This window comes from Glutamicibacter sp. AOP12-B1-11 (assembly GCF_052379245.1).
GTDB lineage: Bacteria > Actinomycetota > Actinomycetes > Actinomycetales > Micrococcaceae > Glutamicibacter.
On record NZ_JBQSYL010000005.1, the window covers coordinates 112,349 to 137,594 of the forward strand.

A 25,246-nucleotide genomic window follows, 5' to 3' on the forward strand; every position below is an offset into this window, starting at 1 on the left:
ATGGCATCCATAGTGACTACCGAAGAGACTCTCGACTCGAAGAACCTCGCCGACGGACAGGACGGCATTTTGCGCCGCGCGTCCGTGGGGGAGTACACCTTCGAAACCGGTGGATACCTGCCGCGTATCGAGCTGGCCTATGAATCATGGGGGCAGCTGAACGCGGACGGGTCAAATGCGGTGCTGGTTATGCACGCGCTGACCGGTGATGCTCACGTATCGCAGGGAGATTCGCAGACCCCGGGCTGGTGGGAAGACTTTGTCGGCCCCGGGCTGACCGTTGATACAGACAATTACTTTGTCCTGGCCATCAACATCATTGGTGGTTGCAATGGATCCACCGGGCCCGGTTCGCTCGACGAACACGGCGAAGCCTGGGGCTCACGTTTCCCCTTCGTCACGATCAAAGACTCGGTGCGCCTTGAGGCACGCCTGGCCGACCTGCTCGGGGTGCACACCTGGCATACGGTCATCGGTGGTTCCATGGGTGGAGCGCGGGCCCTCGAATGGGCAGTCGAATTTCCGGAACGGGTCAAGAACGTGGTTGTCATGGCCTCCAGCGCGCAAGCTACGGCGGAGCAGATCGCATTTGCGCAGGTGCAGACCGAGGCGATTCGCCTCGATCCAAATTTTGCGCAAGGCGACTACTACGCCAACGGTGTGCGCCCGGATGCCGGCTTGGGCCTAGCCCGCCGACTGGCGCATATCACCTACCGCTCCGAAGTCGAGCTGGAGACGCGTTTCGCGCGCAAGCCGCAGCCCGGGGAACAGCCACTGGATACCTCGGAAGGTGCACGCGGACGCTACCAGGTGGAAAGCTACCTGGATCACCAAGCGACCAAGCTGGTGCATCGGTTCGATGCGAATAGCTATCTGGTGATCACCGAGGCCTTGATGAGCCACGACGTTGCTCGCGGATACGATTCGCTACGTGATGCCTTGGCCCGTCTGGCTAAGGTGAACGTGGTGGTTGCCGCGGTCAGCAGCGATCGGCTGTACTTCCCGGCACAGTCTGAACTGCTCGCTGCGTCGTTGCCGAAGCCGAAACCGGTGCATTACATCGATTCACCGATTGGCCACGATGGCTTCCTGACGGATGCCAAGCAGCTTGATCCGGTCTTGCGGGCCCTGGTTTTTGACGACTAGGAACTCGCCTAGCTAAGTATCCAAACATAAAAGGAACGCAGTTTGATCCACCAGTAAGCGGTGCATCAAACTGCGTTCCATTGTGCGTTGTGGGGCTCAGTCCTGCATGGGGGCGCTATCCCCAGCGCCCAATGACTCATTCGGCGGTGGCAGGGTGAACGGGGTGGGTACCGGGCGTTTGGCCGTCACCCCGTCACCGGAAGACTGGTGTCGAATGCGGCGCAAAACCCATGGCGCAAAGTACTCGCGTGCCCACTGCAGATCTTCGATTCGCGCTTCGCGCCAGCTTCGTGGCGCGTTGTCCAGCTGAGCATTCAAGGACAGCTCGTGGGGTACGTTCAACGCATCCAAGGCCATCGCGGCGATGAGCTGATGTCCCAGTGGAGAGAAATGCAGCCGGTCGGGGTCCCACATGCGTGTTCGGCGCAGCTCATTCAAGGCCCAGAGGTCGCCCACCACGGCATCGTAACGTTGCGCAATTGCCCGCACGTTTTCGTTGTATATGGCGACTTTCCCGCGTATGCCGCCAAGGACAGGCGTATCGCGAATATCGGGTCCGGTGAGCAATAGTATTGTTGCGCCGGTCTTGCTCAGATCGCTAATCGCCCGCTCTAGCTGTTCGGCGATTCTGTCCGGATCGCCGCCGGGGCGAATGACATCGTTTCCTCCAGCGCAAATGCTGATCAAGTCTGGTTTGAGATTTATTGCCGGGGTCACTTGTTCGGAAATGATCTGGCCGATCAGCCGCCCACGGATGGCCAAGTTTGCGTAGGAAAAGTCCGGAACGGTGGTGCTCAACTGTTGGGCGAGACGATCTGCCCAGCCGCGGTGCCGCCCCGGGTTCTGCGGGTCGGGGTCCCCGATACCCTCGGTAAAGGAGTCTCCCAGCGCCACGTACCGGCGCCAGGGGTGACTTGTTTCGTGAGCGGGGAGGGATGATTCGGACGCAGAATTTTCAGACACAACAATATTGTTACTTTTCGGTAACTAGCTGTCAATGGCGTCAGCGGGAGGTCACCCCAGCAGCGCCTTGCTGCGAGTCGCGGCGTATTCTTCGCGGGTGATGATTCGCCGAGCGAGCAGATCATCTAGCTCTGCGAGTTTCTGCTCCAAGTTCTTATTCCGCGCCAACAGGTGAGCGTTGGCCGGCAGTATTCCTGGATCGGACTGCGGCGAGTAGTATTTGGCCCCGGATTGCTTGGTTGACTTGAAATTACGCACAAGCAAGAAGGTGGTAGCGGCCGCCATGAGGACAAAAAGAGCGACGATGGCTCCGAAAGCAAAAGGCATCGCGTTAAAGAGCGTGTCAAGAGCGCCAAAGCTTCCGGCGGAGTCATCATCCACATAACCGAAAGGAGTCGAATCATTGAGCTCGCTGAGCTCATCAAATTCTTCCTGAGTGAGTTCTGTAATTTCTGCTGCAACCTCAGTGATATTCATGTCATCCAATATGTTCGCTCCGCGCACGTCGGGTAGCTCTCAATGCGTTGTTCGGAATGCCGCAACGCATGTTGATATCGTTAGTCAACCATGGATCTTTCAGCCTTCCCTTATTTATTCCAAACGTTACATTATTGTAATGGCGACCCAGACGGTGAATCGATTTGCCGAATCCCTGCTGGCATCTGGTTGACTTGATGCGTGAGTGAAAATATCTGGAATCCCACCGTCATTTGGTCCCGGCCCGAAGCCGAAAGAGCCGGCACGCCGCTATTGGTCTTGCTTCATGGTTATCTTTCCAACGAGGAAGATCTCATGGGGTTGGCTCCCATGCTTCCCGAAGAGTTCACCATCGTCTCGGTGCGTGCGCCTCAGGCGCTGGGGCCCGGCTTCACGTGGTTTCCGCTGATGCAAGACCTGGATTACTCCTTCGATGAGGTGAAGGCCGCAATCTCGGACCTGTGGAGCTGGCTCGAACCGATCACCAGGCAGCACTCTTCGGTGAGCCTGCTGGGCTTCTCGATGGGCATGGCCGTGGCAACTTCGCTGTTGCGGCATCGGCCGGAGGCGATCACGGCAGTTGTCGGCCTTTCGGGGTTTGCGGTGCCGGAAGAGGGCAGCGGCTTCTTCCAAGACGAAAAGCTGCGCCAGATGCGCAAGCCACTGTTTTGGGGCCGTGATCAGGATGATCCGGTGATTACCGCCGAAAAAATTGAATACACGCACGGGTGGGCCACCAGCGACGTTCACGTCACCAAGGTGCTCTACTCGAATATGCTGCACTCGGTGAACGCGCAGGAGATGGCGCACGTGCATGAGTTCCTCAGCACCGTAGTACTCCAAGGAGCTGCAACCTAAACGCCTTGTATCAACCTATTGACACAAGGCGTTGCCTCCTGCTTGTATTGTTCCAATGATACAAGCGGGAGGCCGGTGTGCCTCTCATCACGTGAGGAATTCACATGAGCAACGTCTTGCCGTTCTTGGTGCTAATAGGATTCGGGCTTGCCCTGACCTTGCTGATTCGTCGTGGCGTGTTATCGCAGCGGCGGGCTGACCTGGTGAATCTGGCGCATCGCGGCGCCGCCGCCGAAGCGGGAATTGCGGGGAAGGTACTGCGAGCCGTGCGTGCACGGAACATGGCGGCGCTGATAGTTGCGCTACTTGCTGGCACTTGGGCAATTTACCTCAATCAAGCTTTCCCGAAGGCCAATGGGCTGCAGCTTGTCGCGGCTCCAGTCGGCATCTGGATACTGGTAGCCATTGTTTTTATCATCTTCCCCATCCCGCACGATTTCGCTAGTGCCGAAGAAGGGAACGGCGCGCGTGTCAGCGCAGACCTCACTCCGCGATCGACGGGAATGTTTGGCCCGGCTTGGGGGATAATTGTCCCTGGAGTGATGCTCGGTGCCACCCTGATCGGACTGCTCGTTGCGGGCTTAGCATCCTCCCCGGACGAACGGGGGCGATACCGCATGCTGCCCTATGCTTCCGCCAACGGCGCCAGTCTCGACGAAAACATGATGGTCACCGAGGTGTCGCTCGGTGACGGCGCCACGGGGCCATTCCCCGGCTGGTACTACGGAATTCCGCTGCTGGTGTTCCTCGTGCTGGGGGCGCTACTGACCTTGTGGGCGTTGAACCGCAATGCTCGGCGTCCGAGCCTGCGCAGCCCTGCGCTCCAAGGTTTCGACAACGCGGTGCGCACACATAATGCTTACGTGCTGAGCACCGGGTTCAGCGCAATGCTTTGTTTTCAGTTGTTGCCGTTGCTCGCCATGGCTGCGTCAGCCATCTACAACGCTGGTTACACGCTGAATTTTGTAGTTGGCGAAACCTACACACGCGGAGCCCTACCCGAAGGTTCCACGGACCTGTGGAACGCGGCACTGGCATTGAGCCTTGCGGGCCTGGGGCTGTTGGTGCTTGTCGTCGGTGCAATACTTCTCGGTCAGCTGGCTGGCTGGATTGCCACGATTTTCAAGGCGACGGATAAGGAAATAGGGGAGGGGGTAAGCGCGTGATCACCCTTGACCCTTCGGATCCCAGCGGGCCATCCGAACAAATCAGAGCCCAGCTTGCCGCGATGATCCAAGGTGGGGAGCTCGCCGCCGAGACGAGGCTACCTCCGGTGCGGCAGCTCGCAGGTGACCTGCGTGTTGCCGTAGGTACGGTGGCCAAGGCGTATAAGGAACTTGAAATCGCTGGCCTGGTGCGCACCGGGCGAGCCAACGGAACCAGAGTGAATCCGGGACAGATTCTCACCACCGCGCTGCTCTCCGAAACCCGCGCACTCGCTGGCAACGCAAAGGCCTCCGGCCTGAGCCTCGCGGAATTGCAAAGACTCGTGGCGGCGGCCTGGAACTCCTAGCCGCCGCCACAAAGGGGTGTTCAACTACCTCGAACTAAGCTGTTTCGACAACGACGGATTCGCCTTGGACGGTGACCTTGTCGCCTTGGCGCATCTGAGCGCCGCGGCGCGTTTCGACCTTGCCGTTGACCCGTACAAGGCCCTCTTCGATCAGTTGCTTTGCGTGAATGCCGTCTTCTGCCAACGAAGCGAGCTTGAGCAGCTGTCCCAGACGAATCGATTCGTCGCGGATCTGGATGGAGAATACCTCGGAATTTGCCATGCTTCTATCATCGCGCACATCGGACGGCGCGCATAAATGAATTTCAGGAAAATCCCGTATCTGTGGTGGAGCCGACAGCGCATCGTCCGAGGCATGGCTAAATCTGGCATTCCGCACGACGGCGGCAGATTTCTGGGCGCCCGAGAGCGCGGAACCGGCGACCGCCCAAACGATGCCCGGCGCGAAGCGCGAGGGAATATCCCTTGGTGTGCGCCAGCCCGAGCAGACACGATAGGCTTAACCGGTATGTGTTTCCTACGGACCGCAACCAGCGGCCTCGTACTTTCCTTTGGAGTTGAAGATGGCGCCACAGTCCAAGCTTGATCAGGTTATTTCCCTCGCGAAGCGTCGCGGATTCGTTTTTCAGGCTGGTGAAATTTACGGTGGTTCCCGATCCGCATGGGATTACGGGCCATTAGGCACCGAGCTGAAGGAAAATATCAAGCGTGAATGGTGGCAGAGCTTCGTGCGCGGACGCGAAGACATGGTGGGGCTCGACTCCTCCATCGTCCTGCCTAAGGCTGTCTGGGAAGCCTCCGGACACGTCAAGACCTTCACCGACCCGCTGGTCGAGTGCACCCAGTGCCACAAGCGCCACCGCGAAGATCACCTGATCGAGGCATTCGTAGCCAAGAAGGGCCGTGATCCAAAGGACGGCATGAGCGAGATCGCCTGCCCCGACTGCGGAACCAAAGGCCAGTTCACCGAGCCGCAGCAGTTCTCCGGCCTGATGAAGACCTTCCTCGGCCCGGTGGATACCGAAGCCGGCATGACCTACATGCGCCCGGAAACCGCGCAGGGCATCTTCGTGAACTTCGCCAACGTGCTCAACGCCAGCCGCAAGAAGCCGCCCTTTGGCATCGGCCAGATCGGCAAGGCCTTCCGCAACGAAATCACCCCAGGCAACTTCATCTTCCGCACCCGCGAGTTCGAACAGATGGAAATCGAGTTCTTCACCGCTCCGGAAGACGCCGATCAGTGGTTCAAGCACTGGGTTGACACCTGCTGGGCCTGGTTCCTGGATCTGGGCATCAACCCGGAGAACCTGCGCCAGTTCGACGTGCCGGAAGACGACCGCGCCCACTATTCGGCTGGCACCATCGACTTCGAGTACCGCTTCGGCTTCCAGGGCTCGGAATGGGGCGAGCTCATGGGCGTCGCCAACCGCACCGACTACGACCTGACCAGCCACAAGGATGCTTCGGGTTCCGACCTGTCGTACTTCAACCAGGCCTCCGGCGAACGCTACGTGCCATTCGTGATCGAGCCTTCCTTCGGCCTGACCCGTTCCATGATGGCTTTCCTGGTGGATGCCTACACTGAGGACGAAGCACCGAATACCAAGGGCGGCGTGGACAAGCGCACCGTGCTGAAGCTGGATCCGCGTCTGGCACCGGTCAAGGCGGCCGTGTTGCCGTTGAGCCGCAACGAATCGCTGTCCCCGAAGGCCAAGGACTTGGCCGCCGAGCTGCGCAAGCGCTGGAATATCGATTTTGATGACGCCGGCGCCATTGGCCGCCGCTACCGCCGCCAGGATGAGATCGGCACCCCGTTCTGCATCACCGTGGACTTCGATACTCTCGATGACCACGCGGTCACCATCCGCGAACGCGACACCATGGCGCAGGAACGCGTGGCCCTTGACCAGGTCACGACCTACCTATCCGAGCGTCTGAACGGAGCCTAGGGCGCATGAGCGATCTAGCATTCCGCGCCTGGCGTTCTGGCGATGACCTCGAATTGCTGCAGATCTTCGGCGATCCGCTGTCTCCGCAGGCGTACCAGGACCGCACCATGCTGCGCGAGGACAGCGATGCGCCGTTCTCGCGCACCCTGGTGGCAACCAGCGAATCCGTAGCTATCGGCGCCGGCGTGATCTTTGCTTCCTCGCTGCACCCGCAGCGTTTGTGGCTCTACGTGGAGGTGGCCCCAACCCACCGCCGTCAAGGCGTGGGCACCGAGCTGGTGGCGCAGCTGCGGACTTTGATTCCGGCCGGGGAAAGCACCGAACTGAAGTCGCGGTACACCGTGACCGCCGGCGATCCGGCGCAGGCCGCCGGCGGTTTCTGTGCGGCCCTCGGACTGGGAGAGATCCAGGTATCGCGGGACGTCATCCTGGAACCCGGTGCGCTGGCCGAACCGGACTTTGACAACAACGACCGGGTCATCGAGGATATCGCTACCGGCAGCGTCGAATTGACCAAGCTTGTCATGGACTTCTACAACGCCACCCACCAGTGGGACCCGGCGAAGATGACCGTGGGCTCGGCGCAGAAGATGCTGCTCGACGAAAGCACCGGCGCCCAGGGCGCCATCGTGCTGCGCGACAAGCCACGCAGCGAAGGCGGAAAGATCCTGGCCTTCGCGATCAGCTATATCCCGGCCCGCGAGGAATCACCCACCGACGTGCTGGTGGGCTCCAACCCGGCATTCAGCGATGACCAGGTGGCCGAGTCGGTTCGCGACCTGGTTGCCATGCTGGTTTACCAATACCCGGTGAAGCTGGAGGTCGACTCGTCGATGTTCGTGCTTTCCTCCTTGGTGGATGCCCTGGCCACCGTTGAGCAGGCAACGATCATCTCAACGACGCACATTCTGGCGAGCGACTACGCCAACTAAGTAGTTCCAAGGCGGGACCCGGCAGGGTCCCGCCTTTGCTTTCCCCGCAATGCATTTGCCCAGTATCTGAGAAAGAACCACGAGTGAACAATTCGCTTAACACCACCTTGAGCCCCGGCCTGAAGCTGGTGTATCTGCTGATCGCCGTGGCCACCGGACTGCTCATGCCGATTCAGAGCCGCGTCAACGGTGCCTTGGGTGTTGAGCTGGGCGACGCGGTTGCCGCCGCGCTGGTCAGTTTTCTGGTGGGGCTGGTGGCATTGACCATCATCCACCTTGTGGTCCCCGGCGCCCGCCGGGCCGCGCGCTCGGTGCCCCGCGTCATCCGCGAGCGTCAATTCCCGTGGTGGTATCTGGCCGCCGGCGCGGTAGGCGGATTTGTGGTGGTCAGCCAGTCGGCCGCGGTTCCGTTGGTTGGCGTGGCGCTATTTACCGTGAGCCTGGTGACCGGCCAGACCGTCGGCTCGATGATCGTGGACCGGATCGGCTTCGGTCCGGCGGGGCCACGAAAGATCAGTGCGCTGCGCTTGGCCGGGGCGGCGCTCACGGTGATCGGAGTAATCTGGGCCGTCAGCCCACGCATTAATACGGACATCGAGCTGACCACGCTGTTGCTGCCCATGATCTTCTCACTCGTGGTGGGCATACTCATGGGATTCCAATCGGCTTCCAACGGGGTGCAGGCCCAAGCCTATGGCACCCCGATAACCGCTACACTGATGAACTTTGTCGTGGGCAGCTTGATGCTCGCGGTGATCTTGCTGGTGCGCCTGCCCGCTGTTTCCCCGCTCGGGGCCCCGCCAAGCCAATGGTGGTTTTACGTCGGCGGGCTGCTTGGATGCGTTTTTATCGGCGTCTCCGCATTCATGGTCAAGCATCTAGGGGTGCTGTTCACCGGCTTGTGCATGATCTGCGGCCAGCTGCTCGGCTCGCTCCTGATGGATTTGCTGGTACCCACCGACGGGTCGCAGATTAGCTTTGCCACGGTAGCCGGCACCGTGCTGACCCTGCTCGCGGTAGCGCTCGCATCGGTCAGCGGCACCGGAAAACTCACCCGCAAGCGCAACTAGGGGATTCTGCTCTCTATGGCTGACGGGCCATCAGGACCGCCGATGCGATTACGGCGCTTTGGGCTCGGCCCCGGGCTGCGCGCATGACCGGGCACCGGGTGCCTATTCGGCCACGAGACTTTTTCGCATCTTTACGCTTGTGGTTTCGTATCCGAGCGACTCATAGAGCCCTCGCGCCGAGCGATTGAAGCCGAATACGCTCAGCCCCAGGGTGCACGCTCCTTGCGATCGCGCATAATCTTCGGCCAGCAGCATGCCTGCCTTGCCATGTCCCCTGCCGCGGGCATCGGAGTCGACGACAATGTCCCACACCCACCAAGAGGTCGGATCCTTCGACTGATCCGGTCCGACCCAGATATAGCCGACCGCAGATCCGTTCTCGTCGATCAGATTAAATACCGCATTCGCTGAATTGGGGCGCTCCGTGGGAAACGCCCCGCGGAGCGTAAGCTCCGCCTGCGACCTGGCGGCTTCGGTGGTGCTTCCCAACGAGACCAGATCGGCGGCATACTCGCTGGCGCTTCGTTCCATCCATGCTGGGAACTCTGCGGGCTCCAAGGCAACCAGTCGAATAGTCATGGCTCAAGCCTAAGCCGATTTCTGCCACGGGATGAACGCCGCAATCGGCTACCAGCCGGTGAGCCCGGTGGCAGGCACCGCCCGGACGGCAACGAATCCGGTTCCCGCGTTCGCCCTAAAACGGGCGGAAACCGGATCTCGTGCCGAGATGTGGGCAACACCTTCGAGCCGGCCAGCCGCTAGGAACCGAAGGTTTTGGCATCTTCGAGAATGTCGATGAGCTGATCGAACCACTGCACGTAGCTGGCGTAGGTGTAGGGGCGTTTGTCATCCCACTCCACGACTTGGCCGGACTGCACCGCAGGCAGTGAGGAGAACACCGGATGGTCTTTGACCTGTGCTGCCGTCCCCGAGTAGCTGAGCACCACGTCTGCCGGGTAATCACTAACCTTTTCCCAACTCAGTGAGGCCCACCCGCTATCAGCGGTCGGGCCGGCTATTTCGAATCCCAGGTCCTCGAGCAAGGCGAGCTGGCCGATGGTTTTCTGACCGACGTAGAGCTCATCGTAACCGTTGAGCGCGATGATCCTCAGCCCGGGCTTTTCGGCGGCGATGCCCTTCAGCGTCTCGAGCCGCTCGGTGAAAGCCGTTTTGTCTTGCACCGCCGACTCGGTGTTCGTATCACCGCCGAGCGCTTCGGCTAGGGCGGCATAGTCCTCGATGACGCTTTGAACCGGGCGGCCGCCTGATTTAATCGGCAGGTATGGTGCGGTGGCGGTAGCTTCGCCCTGGACCTTCTCATCCCACCAGGTCCAGCCGGTGCCTTCGGAGTTGCCGTAGCCGATAATCACCTCGGGGTCCAAGGAGAGCAGCTTCTCCAGGTTGAACTCCGCGTCCTTGCCGACGATCGTCATCTGGCTGACATCCGCGTTGCCTACCGAAAGTCCGCCTTCTTCGGTGAGTCCATAGCCAAAGACACCGGTGGGGCGGACGCCGTAGTCCCACAGCGCGGCCGCGGAGTAGGAATCCACGACGATCGATTCGGGCAGCTGGTCCAGGGTAGTTTTCTTCTCATAGAACGAGTCGGTAAACGACCACGAGCCGTGCAGGGTCTCTGGCGAAGCGCCGGTGCTCGCATTTTCAGCGCTCTGCGCTCCACAGCTGGTGAGCGCGATGATTGAGGCGGCGCTGAGCATGGTCAGCAGCGTGCGTCGGGTAGGTGCAGTCATATTCGGTTCATCTTTCGGTTAGGTGCGGCGCGTCCGGAGCCGGCCGGCCAAGGCAATATTCTGGTGGTGTTGACGAGCCGCTAGGCCCAGCTCTCTACGTCACCCAGGGGAACGACCAGCGGCGTCCGGGATACGGGGTCCTCGATGATCCGGCAGCGCAGCCCGAAGACCTCGTGAATCAGCTCTTCGGTGACGATCTCGGACGGCGCACCGGTGGCCACGATGGCGCCGTCCTTCATGGCAATCAGATGATTGGCATAACGGCATGCGTGATTCAGATCGTGGAGCACCGCGACCACCGTGTGCCCCTTGCCGCGGTTGAGCTGGCGGCAGAGCTCCATGATTTCTATCTGGTGCGAAATATCGAGGTAGGTGGTGGGTTCGTCCAGTAGCAGCAGCGGGGTTTGCTGCGCAAGCACCATCGCGACCCAGACGCGTTGGCGTTGTCCTCCGGAGAGCTCATCGACCAGCCTGCGTGAAAGGCTGGCCGTATTGGTCGCTAGCAGGGCTTCGAGCACCGCGCTCTCATCCGCTGCAGACCATTGCGAGAGTAGCTTCTGATGCGGGTAGCGACCGCGAGCCACCAGATCTGCGACGGTGATTCCATCCGGGGCAATCGAGGACTGGGGGAGCAGCCCCAACCGCTTGGCAACGTCCTTGGCAGGAAGCCTATGGATCGGTTTTCCGTCCAAGATAACCTGCCCGGCCAGGGGCTTGAGCAGACGCGACAGCGCGCGCAGCAAGGTTGATTTGCCGCAGGCGTTCGGACCGATAATGACGGAAAATGATCCGTCGGGGATCGCGACGTTCAGCTCCTGGGAGATGGTGCGCTGTTCGTAGCCCAGAGTAAGATCGTGGCCGCTTAGCCGAGAGGTGGTTGACTCCCCAAGGCGGCCAGGGGCATTGGTGAGCTGGGGATCTCGAACCGATGGCTGGCTTGTTCTCATCTGCAACTTATTGCCTTTCAACTTCTTTTCGCCTCGCGGAGCAAGAGCCAGATCAAATAAATGCCGCCTACGCTGACCGTGACCACGCCGACCGGTAGCGCGGTCTCCGGAACCAGGCGCTGGGCCATCAGATCGCTGAAAAGCAAGAGCACCGCACCGAGAATGGCCGATGAGCCCATGCGGACTCCCGCGCTGCGCGTTAAACGCCGGGCTACTTGGGGTGCGGCCAGGGCGATAAACGAAATAGGCCCGGCGGCGGCCGTGGCCAGTGCGGTGAAGCCGACGCCGACCACCATCAGCAGGAGCCTGGCGGGCTCAACTCGAATGCCCAACGCGCTGGCGGCGTCGTCTCCCATCTCCAGCATGTGCATCCGCGGGGCCAGCATGGCGGCGGCGATGAAAAAGACGGTGACCGCGAGCAACGCCGGTTGTGCGTGCTCCCACCCCATCGCATTGAGCGACCCGGCGCCCCAGACGGCCGCGGACATCGCTTCTTCGAGCCCCGCACGCAGGATCAGCCAAGTATTCAGCGACGCGAGAATGGCGCTGATTGCAATCCCGACAATGATCAACCGGAAACCTTGAGACCCGCGGCGATAAGCCAAGAGATATACCAATGCAGCCGTCAGCAGGCCTCCGAGAAGTGCCCCAGCGGCAATCTGAAAATATCCTCCGCCAGCGAGAAAAATAATCGCCAAGGCGCCGGTGTATGCGCCGGTGTTGAACCCGATGATGTCCGGGCTGCCCAAAGGGTTCCGAGTCAGCGACTGGAAAATCGCTCCGCTGATACCCAAAGCCGCGCCGAGCGCCAGGGCCATGACTACCCGCGGCAAGCGCCAGGAGAGCACCACCAGCTCGCTCGAGCTGCTGCCGGTGCCGAGCAGCGCACGCAGAAGCTCTATGGCCGAGAAAGTTATTTCGCCTGTGGCTAGGGCCCAGAGCGCTAGCACGAGACCGAGCGCAGCAAAGATCGCGCAGACGATGATCGAACGGCGCTGCACGCGGAGCGAGAAGCGGCCGCCAGGCGATGAAAGCACCGTGTGCCCTGGCCCGAAATCCACGCGTTGAGCGGAAGCGAGAGTGTTGCCCGTGGTGGTCATAGCCCGCTGACCTGCTTTCGGCGGACCAGCCAGATCAGCACCGGCGCGCCCACGAAGGCCGTCACGATGCCGACCTGCAACTCACCGGGCGGAGCAACTACGCGGCCGATGACGTCCGAGACCAAAAGCAGCACCGGTCCCAACGCCAGGCTATAGAGGACAATCCACCGTTGATCCGCGCCGACGATCCATCGGGCGATGTGCGGAACCATCAGCCCCACGAACCCGATGGGGCCGGCAGCCGCGGTGGCGGCGCCGCACAATAATGTCACCGCAACGATGACCGCAACGCGGGTTCGCGTGACGTTGCTTCCCAATGCGCGGGCCATGTCCTCACCCAGCGAAACCGCATTGAGCGAGCGTGTGCAGAAAAAGGCCAGGCATAATCCTGCCACGACAAAAGGCAGGATCACCCAGACCATATCCAAGGTCCGGTTGTTCAAGGTACCGGCGCCCCAAAACCGCATCCGGTCGAATGCCTCCGGGTTCAGCAACGTGATGCCACTTGAGATCCCGCCGAGCATGGCGCCCAAGGCAACGCCCGAGAGGGTCAGCTTGATCGGTGTAGCGCCGGACCGTCCACGGGAGCCTATGAGATACACCAGCACGGTGGTGATGATTGCTCCACCGAATGCGAACCAGATGTAATCGGCAATGGAGACGATGCCGAATACGGCAACTGCAAGGACAACCGCGAAGGCGGCACCCGCGTTGACACCAAGAATTCCCGGGTCAGCTAGCGGATTGCGGGTCAAGGCCTGGATCAACGCGCCGCCCACGGCTAGCGCCAGCCCAGCCATGAGGCCGACCAACGTACGCGGTACGCGCAGTTCGTTGAGTATCACTAAATTTTCCTGGGTGCCCAGGCCTGCTAAACCCCGGATTACCTCGACGGCCGGAATCCACTTAGCGCCAACAGCGAGCGACAAGAGCACCGATACGCCGAGCGCTGCGAGTGCTAGCGCGAATCCAACCGCGCGGGTCGCATTGCTCGCAGCTAAACCGGTACGGGTTTCAGTTGAATTTGCTTCGGGGGCAGCAAGGCCAGGCAGGGACGCGACGGCCTCATCGGTCGCCGGAGCGGGTTCGACCCCTGGGACTAATTCCTCGGGCTCTGCGGAGATCTGCGTCGGAGTTCGCATCAGACCTTCTTGAGTTAGGTAATGCTCACCTATCTGATGGCACAAAAGAAAACAGTATCATCTTCTTATTCGGAAGTATCGCAAGATTACGACGGGGACCCCGTGGCCCCTCGGTCGAATAACCGGTCGCCGGCTTGGAATGATGGACGAGCTATGAAGAAATTCGGGTTGGAGGACCCAGTGTTGGGTGCCCTAACTAACTTCGCTGAAACGCCTTGCTCGAGCGGCAGGCGTACCGCGCTTCACGCGGTGTGCATGAAATGCTCTATTTGATCCATCGGCTGGCGCTGAGCAATTGCATTGAGATAAAAAACCGCCATCGTGCCCTGAAATAGGGCACGAAGGCGGGGTGAAGCAGGTCGCAATCGGGGCTGGAATTTCCCTATTCGGGTCGCATCTGGGCTCAGGCCAGTGAGACGAATTGCGCTTTGCCGGAAGAATCAACGGTTACCAGCAGCCCGGACGCTTCAGAATCGATTCGGGTGGAGACTTCAGTGAGCAGCTGGTCCAGGGCGTCCTGCGCAGGAGCAGTGCCTGTGCAGGGCACCCAGTGAAGTTGGATGTGCTTCAGTTGACGCAGTCCTTCGAGCAGGTAATCGGAGCCTTGCGGCGCAACGATCATCAGGCTGCGTGCAATTTCGGCTGCCGGGAGATTCTCCGAGGACACGGAGCTCAGCAGCTGGCGATCCGAACGCCACAAGAAGAAGTGGTACGTGGCAACCAGCGCGGTGGCAACTAGCCAGCCGAAAGGTGCTCGGATCATCTCCAAGAGGCTTCCCGAGCCGGTGCTAACCAGCAGGAATTCGAAGATTCGGTAGCCAACAACAAGCAGCGAAATCAGGGCCACCAGTGCACTGCAACCGAAGAACATCACCAGGTAGACGCGTCGGGAGGCCGGTTTGGCAGGTGCCATGGGGCGGAAGAAAAACACCCAAGCTAGCGCGCCGACAACCAGAAACGCGATTCCGGCGCGGAGCACCGATGCCGAGGTGCCTGTGGAGAACGGAACCGCGAGCGAGGCCAGAAGGGCATTGATGACCATGCCCAAACCGCTGGCGCCGATGGCCAGTGCGGCGCCGCTAACGATCTGCCGGGAAACCTCCGCTGACCACGTGCCGCGTGTGTTCAATTTTGCCTGATGATAGATCCACACGATTAAACTGACCAGCAGCCCGGCGATTAATGGCGGGCCGTCGATGGTGAGGTCCTCGACCCAGGTGTCCGACCCCACGGGTAGCGGGAGCAGTAGGGACAGCAGCCCCGCCGCGCAGAGCAGCGAGAACACCGCGGGCAAAGAAATTCCGATGATGACGTAGCTGAAATCCGTAAAATCATCAACCATGCTGTGCACGCGCTGCACTGTCCAATGCCACCACCATAGGAGGAGTGCGCCAAACGTCCAGACTGCAGCCGCCAATAACTGGGGGAGAGCGGTGGGCGCTCCTAGCAGGATTTCCTGCGGTGAAAGGAGCTCGCTGACGGCACGCTGCACCAAGTACACGGACGAAATGCCGGCCAGTACCAGGGCGTAGGCAGAACCCAGCGCAGGAGCGAGCGAGGGGAGCTCTGTGGGTGCGTACTTCGGGCTATTGATCAAGCGGTACTGCCACACAAAAACCAGGCCCCAGCCCAATCCGGCGCCCAGCAACGACTGCCAGCCGGTGCCGTTCCTGGGGTCGACCAACTCGGCGAATAATCGGAGGAAGGATATTGAAGACATTGCCAGGGCAAGCACGTACACGGCCGCGGCCTGCAAGGACCAAATAGCGGCGTCAACCGGATTGACCTGTTGGAGGTTTTTTCGGACCGTGCGCCACAGCAGCCAGGTGAGGGGGCCGGCGATCAAGGTGAAAGACAGTCCCACCGCGAGTTCGGTGGATCCGCTGTAGGCCGGAACGAAGCCACGCAAGAGCATCGAGATCAGGGTCGAAAGTCCCGAGCCGAGGACCATGAGCAAAATGAACAACAAGCCGTGCAGAATTAGTTGGCGAAGGCTGGTCACCGTTTGCCCGGCCACCGCGTGATTGGGCCGTTGCGTGGTGGGGTTGCTCATGGCTAGTACCCCAACATTTCTTCGTCGGTGCACATATTGACCTGCCATGGGGCAACCAGGATTTTCCACTCCGAGCCGACCTGGGTCAGCTGGAAGGAATCCTGGTACGCGTACATGCCGAAGAAGGAATCGTAAACAGCGCTGGTGTCATCGTTGAAGGTCACGTGGACCTCGGCGCTGTTGCCGGTGATCACGGTTTTTATCAGGCTCACCTCGGGGTCGCGCAGCTCTGCAGACAAGGGGTCGCAGAGCTGCTTGTCTGCAGCGTTATGAACGAAATTCTTCGCGGTATCCATATCGGCGTCGGCGATGGCCATGATGTAGCGCTGGACGGCGCCCTCCGGGGTGTTCTCGGCAAGCAACGGGGCCGCGGGGCGCAGGGCAACGGAGATCAGGGCGGCTATAACCAATGCCACACAGAGCGCACCAAGGGCTATCAATGACAGCCGTACGCGCGAATAATTACTTGTCATCCCATAATTCTGCCTGTTAGATATAAGATAATCCAGCTACGCATGGTTGCGATTTGATATAGATCTCACCCGAGATTTGCTCGGGTTTGAGATAATGGTTGTGTGACGATCCTTTCTGCTACCCAAACCACCGAGTCGACCGACGTTCCGGCCCTTGAGCTGCCCCCGCTACAGCTGGGCAAGCACACCATCGAAACCCCGGTGATCCTGGCCCCCATGGCTGGCATCACCAACCGAGCGTTCCGTCGACTGTGCCGTGAATACGGTGGCGGCGTGTATGTAACCGAAATGGTCACCGCACGCGCCCTGGTGGAGCGAAACGCCGAGTCGATGCGCATCATCTCCCACGACGAGGATGAGGAGCTGCGCTCCATCCAGATTTACGGTGTGGACCCGAATACCGTGCGCGCCGCGGTGCGCATGGTCATCGACGAAGACCGCGCCGACCATATCGACCTGAATTTCGGTTGCCCGGTCCCGAAGGTCACCCGCAAGGGCGGTGGCGCTGCGCTGCCGTGGAAGACGGACCTTTTCACCTCCATTATCGAAGCGGCCACCTCCGAGGCAGCCAAGGGCGAGGTGCCGTTGACCATCAAGATGCGCAAGGGCATCGACGAGGACCACCTGACGTACATCGAGTCGGCCAAAATCGCTCGTGACCACGGCGCCGCCGCAGTCACCCTGCACGGCCGCACCTCCCGCCAGTACTACGCAGGAAAGGCCGACTGGGAAGCCATCGCCACCTTGCGCGAAGCCCTGGCGGATATTCCGGTGCTGGGCAATGGAGACATCTTCAGTGCCGAAGACGCCATCGAGATGGTCGAGCAGACCGGAGTCGACGGCATCGTGGTGGGCCGCGGCTGCCAGGGGCGCCCGTGGCTTTTCGGCGATCTGCAGGCCGCTTTCGAAGGGCGGCCGCAGCGTTTCCGCCCCGGCGTGCGCGAAGTGGCGGACACCGTGTACCGCCACGGAGAGCTGCTGGCCGAGTACTTCGAGGATGAAGGCAAGGGGATGCGCGACATCCGCAAGCATATTGCCTGGTACTTCAAGGGCTATCCGGTGGGCGGCGATATCCGCGCCCAGCTGGCCCAGGTGCCGTCCTTGGAGCGCCTGCGCGAACTGCTGAATGAACTCGATCTGGATTTGGGCTACCCGGGCTCTGCCGCCGAGGGGACCCGTGGACGTGCCGGAACGCCGAAGAAAACCCACCTGCCAGACGGCTGGCTGAGCTCGCGTGAGATGTCCGATGAGCATCGGGTCATGATCAAGGCAGCTGAGTTAGACATCTCCGGTGGATAAGTGAACGAGTGACCCAAAAAGTCACTAGACTCTTCATATGACCGAGATCAACGGATATACCGAAGCTGATCAGGAACGTTGGGTGCCCGAACCGGCTAAGAAGTCGTATCGCACCGCGTTCGCACGTGATCGCGCCCGGGTTTTGCACTCCTCGGCGCTGCGCCGGCTGGGCGCCAAAACCCAGGTGGTCTCACCCACGCTGAACGATTTCGTGCGGACCAGGCTGACCCACTCCCTGGAAGTGGCGCAGGTGGGACGCGAACTCGGGGCCGCCTTGGGCTGCGATCCCGACATCGTAGACACCGCGTGCCTGGCCCACGACCTAGGCCACCCGCCCTTCGGCCACAACGGTGAGAAAGCCTTGAACAAGCTGTCCAAGGACATCGGTGGTTTCGAAGGCAATGCGCAGACCCTGCGCCTGCTCACTCGGCTGGAGACCAAGACCTTCCGTCATAACGGCCATTCGGCCGGGCTGAACCTTTCACGAGCTGCCTTGGACGCCTCGTGCAAGTACCCTTGGCTGCGTGAAGATGCGCCGATGCGAAACGGGAAGAAGACGAAGAAATTCGGCGTCTATACCGATGACCGGCCGGTCTTCGACTGGCTGCGCAGCGGCCCGGATTCGGTGCTCGGCCAGGTGTGCATGGAAGGCCAAGTCATGGATCTGGCCGATGACATCTCCTACTCGGTGCATGACGTGGAAGACGCGATAGTCGGAGGGCGCCTGCAACTGCGCTGGCTGCTCGAATCCGCGCAAAGGGACCGCGCCCTGCAAGTGACCAAGGACTGGTACCTGCCCACCACGAACGAGTCAGATATCGAGGCGGCATTGGCTCGCCTGGAAGCCTCGGCCGAGTGGGTATCGCACGCCGACGGCTCACGCCGGGCACGAGCGGCGCTCAAGGATATGACCAGCCAATTCATCGGACGGTTCTGCCAGGCGGCCATGGACGCCACGCGCAGCGAGTACGGGCAGGGAAGCCTGACCCGGTACAACGCACAGCTGATCGTTCCCGAGGAAACCGAACACGAGATCGCGGTGATGAAGGGGATTGCCGCGAACTTCGTGATGACCAACGAAGAGCGCCAGCCAATCTATGCGCGGCAGCGGGAAATACTCACCGACCTGGTGGAGTTGTTATCCGATAAGGAAGACAAATACCTCGATTCCATCTTCGCCGCCGACTACAAGGACGCGGCGGACTCGCATGAACGTTTGCGGGTGATCATCGATCAGGTCGCCTCGTTGACCGACGCTTCGGCCCTGGAATGGCACACGGCGCTGGTCAAGGGCGAGAGTTTCGAACCGAAGCTTTTCTAGGCTGAGCATCATGCACAGCCCGTGACGCGCGCAGCCTAGGCGGCGCGCAACTTCTTAGAATGGGAAACATGGCAGGGCTGATTAAACGAGAAGACATCGACGAGGTGCGTAACCGCATCGACCTTCGTGAGGTCGTCGAATCCTATGTCACGCTCAAATCCGCGGGCGTGGGCTCCTACAAGGGCCTGTGCCCGTTCCACGATGAACGCAGTCCTTCCTTCCATATCCGCCCTCAGCTGGGAACCTTCCACTGCTTCGGCTGTGGCGAGTCCGGGGACGTGATTGCGTTCATCCAGAAGATGGACCACTCTTCATTCACCGAGACCGTTGAATCCCTGGCGGCTCGCATCAACTACGAGCTGCATTATGAGGATGGCGGAACCGGGCCCCGCCGCGAAGAATACGGTAAGCGCCAGCGACTGGTCGACGCCCATAAGGTGGCCGAGGAATTCTTCCGCACCCAGCTAGCCAGCGACGAGGCGCAAACCGCTCGAGAATTCCTGAACGGGCGCGGCTTCGAGCCTCAGGCGGCAGCCGATTTCTCCGTGGGGTACGCACCCAAGGGGTGGGACGCGCTGCTCAAGCACCTGCGTTCAACGGGTTTTGCCGACGAGGAACTCAAACTCACCGGCATGTTCTCGGAAGGCAACCGCGGGATCTACGACCGGTTCCGTGGCCGGCTGGTATGGCCCATCCGCGACCTGTCAGGTGCCACGATTGGCTTCGGCGCGCGCAAACTCTACGAGGATGATCAGGGCCCTAAATACCTGAACACCCCCGAGACCCAGCTGTATAAGAAATCGCAGGTGCTCTACGGGCTGGATCTGGCTAAAAAACAGATTTCCAAGACCAGGCAAATCGTCGTTGTCGAAGGCTACACCGACGTGATGGCCTGCCACCTTGCGGGGATCACCACGGCGGTGGCGACCTGTGGCACCGCCTTCGGCACCGACCACATCAAGATCGCCAGGCGGCTTTTGCAGGATGACGGTACCGGTGGCGAAGTGATCTTCACCTTTGACGGCGATGCCGCCGGGCAGAAGGCGGCTTTGCGTGCCTTCGAAGAAGACCAGCGTTTTATCGCGCAAACCTATGTGTGCGTTGAGCCGACCGGTGCGGATCCCTGCGATCTGCGTTTGCATCGCGGGGATGAAGCGGTGCGTGAACTGATCGAGCTCAAGCGCCCGCTCTTCGAGTTCGCGATCCGCGCGGAGCTGAAGAAGTTCAATCTGGACACCGTTGAAGGCCGTGTGCAGGCCCTGCGGCAGACCGCACCGATCCTCGCGCAGATTCGTGACTCGTCGATCCGTCCGGCCTACGCGCGTGAACTGGCCGGCTGGCTGGGCATGAACAATGAAGACGTGAACCGTTCGGTTGCCGCCTCCATCAAACGCGCCCGGCTGCCTAAGAACACCCAGGCGGCCGCCGGTAGCGCCCAGGCTGCGGGGGAGGCGCAAGAGCAGCCCGGCAACGCCTTCGAACGTCCCGACAAGCGTGATCCGGTGATGCGTTTGGAGCGTCAGGCGCTGGAAGTTGTCATTCAGCAACCTCACCGGCTCAGTGAAGAGCAGTGGCAAGCCTTTTACGAGGCCCGCTTCATGGCTCCGGCGCACGCCGCCGTACACGATGGGGTGGTGGCTGCCAGTGCGGTAGGCGCTTCGGCATCGTCGTGGGTCGAGGTGATTCGTGATGAGGTGCCCGAACAGTTGCGTTCTTTCGTCTCCGAGCTTGCGGTGACCAGCATTCCGGCCTCCGATGAGCACAACTTGTCCCGCTATTGTTCAGACATCATCAATGGGCTGATTGAGCTTCAAATCACACATCGCAAAGCCGAGCTCATTGGCCGGTTGCAGCGGGCCGAAATGGAACCCGAAGGGGAGGAATACACCCAGATCAACCGCGAACTTATGGAACTTGAGATGCGTCGCCGAATCCTCCGTGGGACCTGAGCGGCCAGTTTTGGTTTTTGGTTGAGCGTCGGGTAAAGTTATATCTCGTTGCATTCCTCCATAGCTCAATTGGCAGAGCATTCGACTGTTAATCGAAGGGTTGTTGGTTCAAGTCCAACTGGAGGAGCTCATTCTGGCCCCGATCCGCATTGCGCGGATCGGGGCCTTTTTCATTTAAAATTTCTTCTCCAAGAAGTTGCCCAAGGGTCACGTTTAGGAGCCCGCTGACGATAAGTAGCTCGTCAATAGAGAACGAGACCTTACCTAGAATGCGTTGAGATACTGCGCCCTGTGAGACTCCGAGGGCTTCAGCCAAGTGACCTTGAGTCATGCCGCGGCGCGCCAGCCAAGCCTTTACTTCAAGCCCTGCTGTGCGGTTGATGGGGGTACGGTTTATTGGAGCTGCTGTCATGCTTCAACGATAGTTGGCCGGATGCAGTAACTCAAGCTCCAAAGAAATATTTTCGGCTCAGACAAAAATCTTGCTTGCTTAACTTTCGGTTGAACTATAAGTTTAAGTGCATGGCTACATATTCTCAGGCTGTTCGAGCAAATGTACTTGCTGAACTTGGCCGGAAAGATCTTAAACAACACGTCGCAGCTTCTTGGCTCCCGATTTCTGGTTCTGCCTTTTCGTCACGCCTGGACGGCAAGGTTGAATTTCGCATTGGCGAACTCGTGAAGATCGCAATTCACCTTGGAGTCCCATTCAGTACCCTGGTCGCTGGACTCGACGAAATTGTGGCTGAAGAAATAGCTAAACAGTCGAAAGCGGTGGCGTCATGACCAACGAAATCCAATCAATTGAAGCAGAAATTATTGTTGAAGAAGATGGATTATCAGTTTTGGCGGCAGATGTTGCTCGTGAACTGACAACAAGGATTCGGCAGGCGCTCGAATTTACTTGGGAACTTGTGATCCAGGCGTACCAAGGCCGCGCTTGGCTTGCGTTGGGTTACAAGACCTGGAATGACTACTGCGTCAAAGAATTCGGCAACCAGCACATTGCTATTCCCCGAGAAGACCGTGACGAAGTAATTGGCTCACTGCGCTCAGCAGGGCTGAGTGTCCGAGCGATTGCGGACGCGACTGGACTCTCCAGGGGCACTGTCGGTAATAGCGCAAAGCGGGTAGACGAGCTCAGGTCGTCCGAGAGCGTCAGTAACGCTGGCTCCCCTGCTCCAAGTGGAACAGATGGTGACAAAGAATCAGGTGTCCAAAATTGGACACCTGAGAATAGCAATTCACACACTGAGAGTAAGTCTCAGAAAGTCCAAGGCATTGACGGCAAGATGTATGACCGTTCTGCGCCCAAACCAAGGCCGAAAGCTGAAGAGTCCACTGAACAGCCTTTAGACGGCCAGACGGACATTGTTGACGCATTGGACATGCCACTCGAAGACTTGGGCATCACACCGATCAGCCCGAACGAGGTAATTGATAAGAACGCCAAGAGCCGTGTGCAGAACGTGAAGCGGCTTACCGGATCAGGTGGACAGTACGCGCAAGCTCCCCTGCCAATGGTGATCAACCTAGCCGGACAGATCGTGGAAACCACCGCTGGCGCACACGACCTCGACGTCGAAGAAATCACGTCCCTAGCTGATGACAGCTCCCGTGCAGTCTTGGTGCTCGCTCGGATGCTGGAAACCATCGACTCTGACGAGATTGACGACGAAAAGACACGAGCAGCCATTGAACAGAACTTGAACCAGGCACAGGAATACCTGGACAACTTCTTGACCACTCTGACGGAGGTCTAACCCATGAGCACGCAACAAAAAAGCTCCCCAGCTGAATTGCAGTCAGCTGAGGAGCCATCAAAAACTTCTAACCCGAAGTCACACCATTATATGCAGGAAGATGCCGCCACTGCTACCCGGAGCGGACGGATCAACCCGGACTCACGACAGATGCTCTGGCTGGCAGTTTCACTCGTCGGATTCGTGGGCGCTATCAGCTTCATGGTTTCATTCGCAGGACTCGTCGCCGTCGCAGAGTGGGCCGGCCTACCACCATCAATGCGCTGGACAGTTCCAATCTTCATCGACACAGCAATTCTGGTGTACTCCATCGCCGTCTTGGTGCACCGTTCACGCGGAGAAAAGACGTGGGCATCCTGGCTATCACTCGGTGCTTTTACGTTCGTTTCGGTACTTGCCAACGTCGGCCACGTGCTGCTGCTTGACCAGAACATGGACAGCTTCAAGACCGGCATTGGCGCGATTGTCGCAGGCATGGCCCCGATTGGTGTCTTCGCTGCTACTGAAGAGCTAGGTCGTCTTGCTATTGCTCGGCCACAGCGTCAACGTGACGAAGAGCGTTTGGTGCAGGTAGGTGTGGACCGTCCCAACCCGACGCCGCCCACGACACCACAGCCAGATCGCACGACACCTGAACTTGAGGTCGCTGCACCGGTCATCGACAGCGTTGAACCTGTCTCCGCTTATGAAGAGCAGCAGACTGTTTCTCAGCCCGAACCGGCTGTAGCATCCGTCGAAGATCCAGCACCAGCTACCAAGAAGAGCGTCTTTGCTTTCTACCCATTCGACCAGGATGCTACCGAACTGGAATGGGGCCGGACGTTCATTCCACCTGTGGATTCGGAGCCTGTAGTACCCGCGATCAAGCCGGAACCACCGGTCACTCCTGTTACCAGCGCCCAGCCAGCACAACAGCCTGAGAAGCCGTCCCTAAGTGCTGTTTCTTATATGAATCCTGTTGACCAGGAACAGCAAATCATCGATGACCTGCTGGCAGCACATGGAGCGGAACTAACCGCGCAGATGCTTGCTGACGCACTTGGAAAGACCTTGCGTACTGGCCAACGGAAGTTGACCCGTATCAAGGCAAAGCACCCAGAAATTTTCTCTGACAATACTGAAAGCTCGAAAGAGGCATAGATCTTGGCACCGCAAATTTTGATCAATGAACCTAGAACGACGCTTCCTAGGTTGATTGGCATGGTTGATGTAAAGGGTGAACTTCAGTGAGCTTTGAAGCAACGAACCTCGCCCGGAAAATGGCATCATCCAAAGAGTTCCGACCAGGCGAATTGCATGTGATGCTGTTGCTGGCTGATCATGCCAACGAAGAATGGGTGTGCTGGCCGTCCCTCGAATTGCTCGCCATGGATACGTGCATGGGCGAACGTACCGTGCGTCGTCACCTGCGCGCTTTAGAAGAGCGCGGGGTGCTGGTCTGTGATGCATTGTATGACTCGCATAGTGGTGCACGTATCGGCAACCAGTTCAGGCTTGTGGAATCAGCCATGGAGCGTTTGGCGCAGGCAGGGGCACAGCAGCGTGCCGAGATGAAAGAGCGCATGGGGCAACGTCGGTCAAAGATGCGTCACAGCAAAACAGTGTCTATTGAGACCGGTGTGGATGCTGAATCGGAACCATCGGCCATTTTGGCCGGTGGTGAAAGCCCAGCAAATACAAGCCCGGCCAAAATGGCCGGTGGTGAAAAAACAGTTCTTCAGACGGGCGAAAACCCAGTAATTACAAGCCCGGCCAATTTGGCCGGTGGTGGTTCAAACGATGATGTACCACCGGCCAAATTGGCCAACCCATCGTCGAATTTGGCCAAAAATACTGAAGTGCCTTTAAAGGAACGCGCGCGCATTAACCATCATCATCAATCATCAGACGCGGGAACGTTCGATCCCGTGGCGATTCCAGTGACTGATGATGACGATGATTCGAAGTCGGACGTGGGACAGAAAAATGAAGAATCTCCTGTGCCGATGTCGGAGGTTTATCACGGCGTAGATCTTGGTGCGCTGCACCATATGGTTCCAGCAACCTTGCAAAGCTTGAGCGTGCAACAGGTGCGGTCAGTGATCGACATTGTGCTGGCTCGCGCCACAACCAAGATCAGTTCGCCACTGCGCTATGTGGCAGCGTCGTGCCGCCAAGACCCAGAATCGCTGTATGCGGCTGTCACAGGCCTAAGCGCCGTGACTGGGCCAGTTGCCACGGTTAGTAGTGGTTTCGCTGATCAGGACGCATCTACAGGCTACGAGCCGGGGTTCATTGCGGAATGCGAGTCGCATGATTGGAGCTCGAAGAATCCAGACTCGATCTGCCCCGGATGCAACGCGAACTATCTCACCGGAGAAAGTCACCTGAACCCACGCCCAGGGAAGCCAGAACGTGGCTGGTTTCGCACCAGTCTTCTGCTCGACGACGCGCCAAGTCGTGGAGGAACCGCGGATGTAGGCCTGCCGTGGGGGCCTGACGATGACCCCGGTTTCTAAGCAGCACCAGAACGCCATTGACCCACCGATCGACGACAACCTGAA

At 59.6% G+C, this 25,246-nt stretch carries 25 protein-coding genes and 1 tRNA gene; 15 read left to right on the forward strand and 11 right to left on the reverse strand.

Annotated features, from left to right (window positions below):
- Nucleotides 1–1,146, forward strand: coding sequence for a homoserine O-acetyltransferase MetX (gene metX / locus ACT3UQ_RS04395; protein WP_105649425.1), 1,146 nt, complete (start codon nucleotides 1–3; stop codon nucleotides 1,144–1,146).
- A gap of 96 nt (nucleotides 1,147–1,242) precedes the next feature.
- On the opposite strand, the gene ACT3UQ_RS04400 is transcribed toward metX, so the two are convergent.
- Nucleotides 1,243–2,109 carry an SGNH/GDSL hydrolase family protein gene (locus ACT3UQ_RS04400; protein WP_105553766.1) on the reverse strand — a complete coding sequence of 289 codons (867 nt, stop codon included), beginning with the start codon at nucleotides 2,107–2,109 and terminating at the stop codon, nucleotides 1,243–1,245.
- A gap of 51 nt (nucleotides 2,110–2,160) precedes the next feature.
- Entirely contained in the window at nucleotides 2,161–2,586 is a 426-nt protein-coding gene (locus tag ACT3UQ_RS04405) for a hypothetical protein (protein ID WP_105649424.1), read from the reverse strand.
- A 201-nt stretch (nucleotides 2,587–2,787) separates the two neighbouring features.
- Here ACT3UQ_RS04405 and ACT3UQ_RS04410 point away from each other — a divergent pair, with 201 nt between their 5' ends.
- From ACT3UQ_RS04410 to ACT3UQ_RS04420, 3 genes are all read left to right on the forward strand, one after another.
- Nucleotides 2,788–3,444, forward strand: coding sequence for an alpha/beta hydrolase (locus ACT3UQ_RS04410; RefSeq protein ID WP_444636539.1), 657 nt, complete (start codon nucleotides 2,788–2,790; stop codon nucleotides 3,442–3,444).
- Between the two features lie 104 nt (nucleotides 3,445–3,548).
- Nucleotides 3,549–4,610, forward strand: a complete 1,062-nt coding sequence (locus ACT3UQ_RS04415; RefSeq protein ID WP_105649422.1) for a hypothetical protein — start codon at nucleotides 3,549–3,551, stop codon at nucleotides 4,608–4,610.
- On the forward strand, nucleotides 4,607–4,957 hold the full coding sequence (locus tag ACT3UQ_RS04420; protein WP_105553762.1) for a GntR family transcriptional regulator: 351 nt from the start codon (nucleotides 4,607–4,609) through the stop codon (nucleotides 4,955–4,957). Before ACT3UQ_RS04415 ends, ACT3UQ_RS04420 begins: the two co-directional genes overlap by 4 nt.
- Before the next feature lie 34 nt (nucleotides 4,958–4,991).
- Here the strand turns inward: ACT3UQ_RS04420 and ACT3UQ_RS04425 are convergent, their stop codons facing one another.
- A complete protein-coding gene (locus tag ACT3UQ_RS04425) occupies nucleotides 4,992–5,219 on the reverse strand; it encodes an RNA-binding S4 domain-containing protein (RefSeq protein ID WP_105553761.1) in 228 nt (75 codons plus the stop codon).
- Nucleotides 5,220–5,520: 301 nt separating this feature from the next.
- Here ACT3UQ_RS04425 and ACT3UQ_RS04430 point away from each other — a divergent pair, with 301 nt between their 5' ends.
- From ACT3UQ_RS04430 to ACT3UQ_RS04440, 3 genes are all read left to right on the forward strand, one after another.
- Nucleotides 5,521–6,906: a glycine--tRNA ligase gene (locus ACT3UQ_RS04430; RefSeq protein WP_105553760.1), complete on the forward strand. Its 1,386-nt coding sequence runs from the start codon at nucleotides 5,521–5,523 to the stop codon at nucleotides 6,904–6,906.
- 5 nt (nucleotides 6,907–6,911) lie between these two features.
- Nucleotides 6,912–7,838 carry a GNAT family N-acetyltransferase gene (locus ACT3UQ_RS04435; RefSeq protein ID WP_096287471.1) on the forward strand — a complete coding sequence of 309 codons (927 nt, stop codon included), beginning with the start codon at nucleotides 6,912–6,914 and terminating at the stop codon, nucleotides 7,836–7,838.
- An 83-nt stretch (nucleotides 7,839–7,921) separates the two neighbouring features.
- Complete coding sequence (locus tag ACT3UQ_RS04440; RefSeq protein ID WP_444636540.1) at nucleotides 7,922–8,908, forward strand: DMT family transporter; 987 nt, start codon at nucleotides 7,922–7,924, stop codon at nucleotides 8,906–8,908.
- 102 nt (nucleotides 8,909–9,010) lie between these two features.
- Here the strand turns inward: ACT3UQ_RS04440 and ACT3UQ_RS04445 are convergent, their stop codons facing one another.
- The 7 genes from ACT3UQ_RS04445 to ACT3UQ_RS04475 all read right to left on the reverse strand — a co-directional run bounded on the left by ACT3UQ_RS04445 (nucleotide 9,011) and on the right by ACT3UQ_RS04475 (nucleotide 16,371).
- Nucleotides 9,011–9,487, reverse strand: a complete 477-nt coding sequence (locus ACT3UQ_RS04445; protein WP_105553758.1) for a GNAT family N-acetyltransferase — start codon at nucleotides 9,485–9,487, stop codon at nucleotides 9,011–9,013.
- Between the two features lie 179 nt (nucleotides 9,488–9,666).
- Nucleotides 9,667–10,656, reverse strand: a complete 990-nt coding sequence (locus tag ACT3UQ_RS04450) for an ABC transporter substrate-binding protein (protein ID WP_444619998.1) — start codon at nucleotides 10,654–10,656, stop codon at nucleotides 9,667–9,669.
- Between the two features lie 80 nt (nucleotides 10,657–10,736).
- Nucleotides 10,737–11,603 (reverse strand): ABC transporter ATP-binding protein, encoded by an 867-nt coding sequence (locus ACT3UQ_RS04455; protein WP_105649419.1) that lies wholly within the window; start codon nucleotides 11,601–11,603, stop codon nucleotides 10,737–10,739.
- Nucleotides 11,604–11,620: 17 nt separating this feature from the next.
- Nucleotides 11,621–12,703 carry an iron-enterobactin ABC transporter permease gene (gene fepG / locus ACT3UQ_RS04460; protein WP_105649418.1) on the reverse strand — a complete coding sequence of 361 codons (1,083 nt, stop codon included), beginning with the start codon at nucleotides 12,701–12,703 and terminating at the stop codon, nucleotides 11,621–11,623.
- Nucleotides 12,700–13,845, reverse strand: coding sequence for an iron chelate uptake ABC transporter family permease subunit (locus ACT3UQ_RS04465; RefSeq protein WP_444636541.1), 1,146 nt, complete (start codon nucleotides 13,843–13,845; stop codon nucleotides 12,700–12,702). The genes fepG and ACT3UQ_RS04465 overlap by 4 nt, the downstream gene beginning before the upstream one ends.
- 403 nt (nucleotides 13,846–14,248) lie before the next feature.
- Nucleotides 14,249–15,898, reverse strand: a complete 1,650-nt coding sequence (locus ACT3UQ_RS04470) for a DUF5671 domain-containing protein (RefSeq protein WP_105569907.1) — start codon at nucleotides 15,896–15,898, stop codon at nucleotides 14,249–14,251.
- Between the two features lie 2 nt (nucleotides 15,899–15,900).
- Nucleotides 15,901–16,371 carry a hypothetical protein gene (locus ACT3UQ_RS04475; protein ID WP_146113376.1) on the reverse strand — a complete coding sequence of 157 codons (471 nt, stop codon included), beginning with the start codon at nucleotides 16,369–16,371 and terminating at the stop codon, nucleotides 15,901–15,903.
- 102 nt (nucleotides 16,372–16,473) lie between these two features.
- On the opposite strand from ACT3UQ_RS04475, the gene dusB reads away from it, so the two are divergent.
- The 4 genes from dusB to ACT3UQ_RS04495 all read left to right on the forward strand — a co-directional run bounded on the left by dusB (nucleotide 16,474) and on the right by ACT3UQ_RS04495 (nucleotide 21,067).
- Nucleotides 16,474–17,670, forward strand: coding sequence for a tRNA dihydrouridine synthase DusB (gene dusB, locus ACT3UQ_RS04480; RefSeq protein ID WP_181148494.1), 1,197 nt, complete (start codon nucleotides 16,474–16,476; stop codon nucleotides 17,668–17,670).
- Between the two features lie 37 nt (nucleotides 17,671–17,707).
- Nucleotides 17,708–18,991, forward strand: a complete 1,284-nt coding sequence (locus tag ACT3UQ_RS04485) for a deoxyguanosinetriphosphate triphosphohydrolase (RefSeq protein WP_096287455.1) — start codon at nucleotides 17,708–17,710, stop codon at nucleotides 18,989–18,991.
- A gap of 68 nt (nucleotides 18,992–19,059) precedes the next feature.
- The gene (gene dnaG, locus ACT3UQ_RS04490) at nucleotides 19,060–20,940 is read left to right on the forward strand and encodes a DNA primase (RefSeq protein ID WP_444636542.1); all 1,881 of its coding nucleotides are present in this window, start codon (nucleotides 19,060–19,062) and stop codon (nucleotides 20,938–20,940) included.
- Between the two features lie 54 nt (nucleotides 20,941–20,994).
- Nucleotides 20,995–21,067: transfer RNA gene (locus ACT3UQ_RS04495), tRNA-Asn, on the forward strand.
- On the opposite strand, the gene ACT3UQ_RS04500 is transcribed toward ACT3UQ_RS04495, so the two are convergent.
- Entirely contained in the window at nucleotides 21,029–21,352 is a 324-nt protein-coding gene (locus ACT3UQ_RS04500; protein ID WP_441688148.1) for a helix-turn-helix domain-containing protein, read from the reverse strand. The genes ACT3UQ_RS04495 and ACT3UQ_RS04500 overlap by 39 nt on opposite strands.
- A 110-nt stretch (nucleotides 21,353–21,462) precedes the next feature.
- On the opposite strand from ACT3UQ_RS04500, the gene ACT3UQ_RS04505 reads away from it, so the two are divergent.
- The 4 genes from ACT3UQ_RS04505 to ACT3UQ_RS04520 all read left to right on the forward strand — a co-directional run bounded on the left by ACT3UQ_RS04505 (nucleotide 21,463) and on the right by ACT3UQ_RS04520 (nucleotide 25,201).
- Nucleotides 21,463–21,726, forward strand: coding sequence for a hypothetical protein (locus ACT3UQ_RS04505; RefSeq protein ID WP_441688142.1), 264 nt, complete (start codon nucleotides 21,463–21,465; stop codon nucleotides 21,724–21,726).
- Complete coding sequence (locus tag ACT3UQ_RS04510; protein ID WP_441688143.1) at nucleotides 21,723–22,703, forward strand: hypothetical protein; 981 nt, start codon at nucleotides 21,723–21,725, stop codon at nucleotides 22,701–22,703. The genes ACT3UQ_RS04505 and ACT3UQ_RS04510 overlap by 4 nt, the downstream gene beginning before the upstream one ends.
- A gap of 3 nt (nucleotides 22,704–22,706) precedes the next feature.
- Complete coding sequence (locus ACT3UQ_RS04515) at nucleotides 22,707–23,843, forward strand: DUF2637 domain-containing protein (protein ID WP_444636543.1); 1,137 nt, start codon at nucleotides 22,707–22,709, stop codon at nucleotides 23,841–23,843.
- An 86-nt stretch (nucleotides 23,844–23,929) separates the two neighbouring features.
- Nucleotides 23,930–25,201 (forward strand): helix-turn-helix domain-containing protein, encoded by a 1,272-nt coding sequence (locus ACT3UQ_RS04520; RefSeq protein WP_444636544.1) that lies wholly within the window; start codon nucleotides 23,930–23,932, stop codon nucleotides 25,199–25,201.
- Nucleotides 25,202–25,246 lie beyond the last annotated feature (45 nt).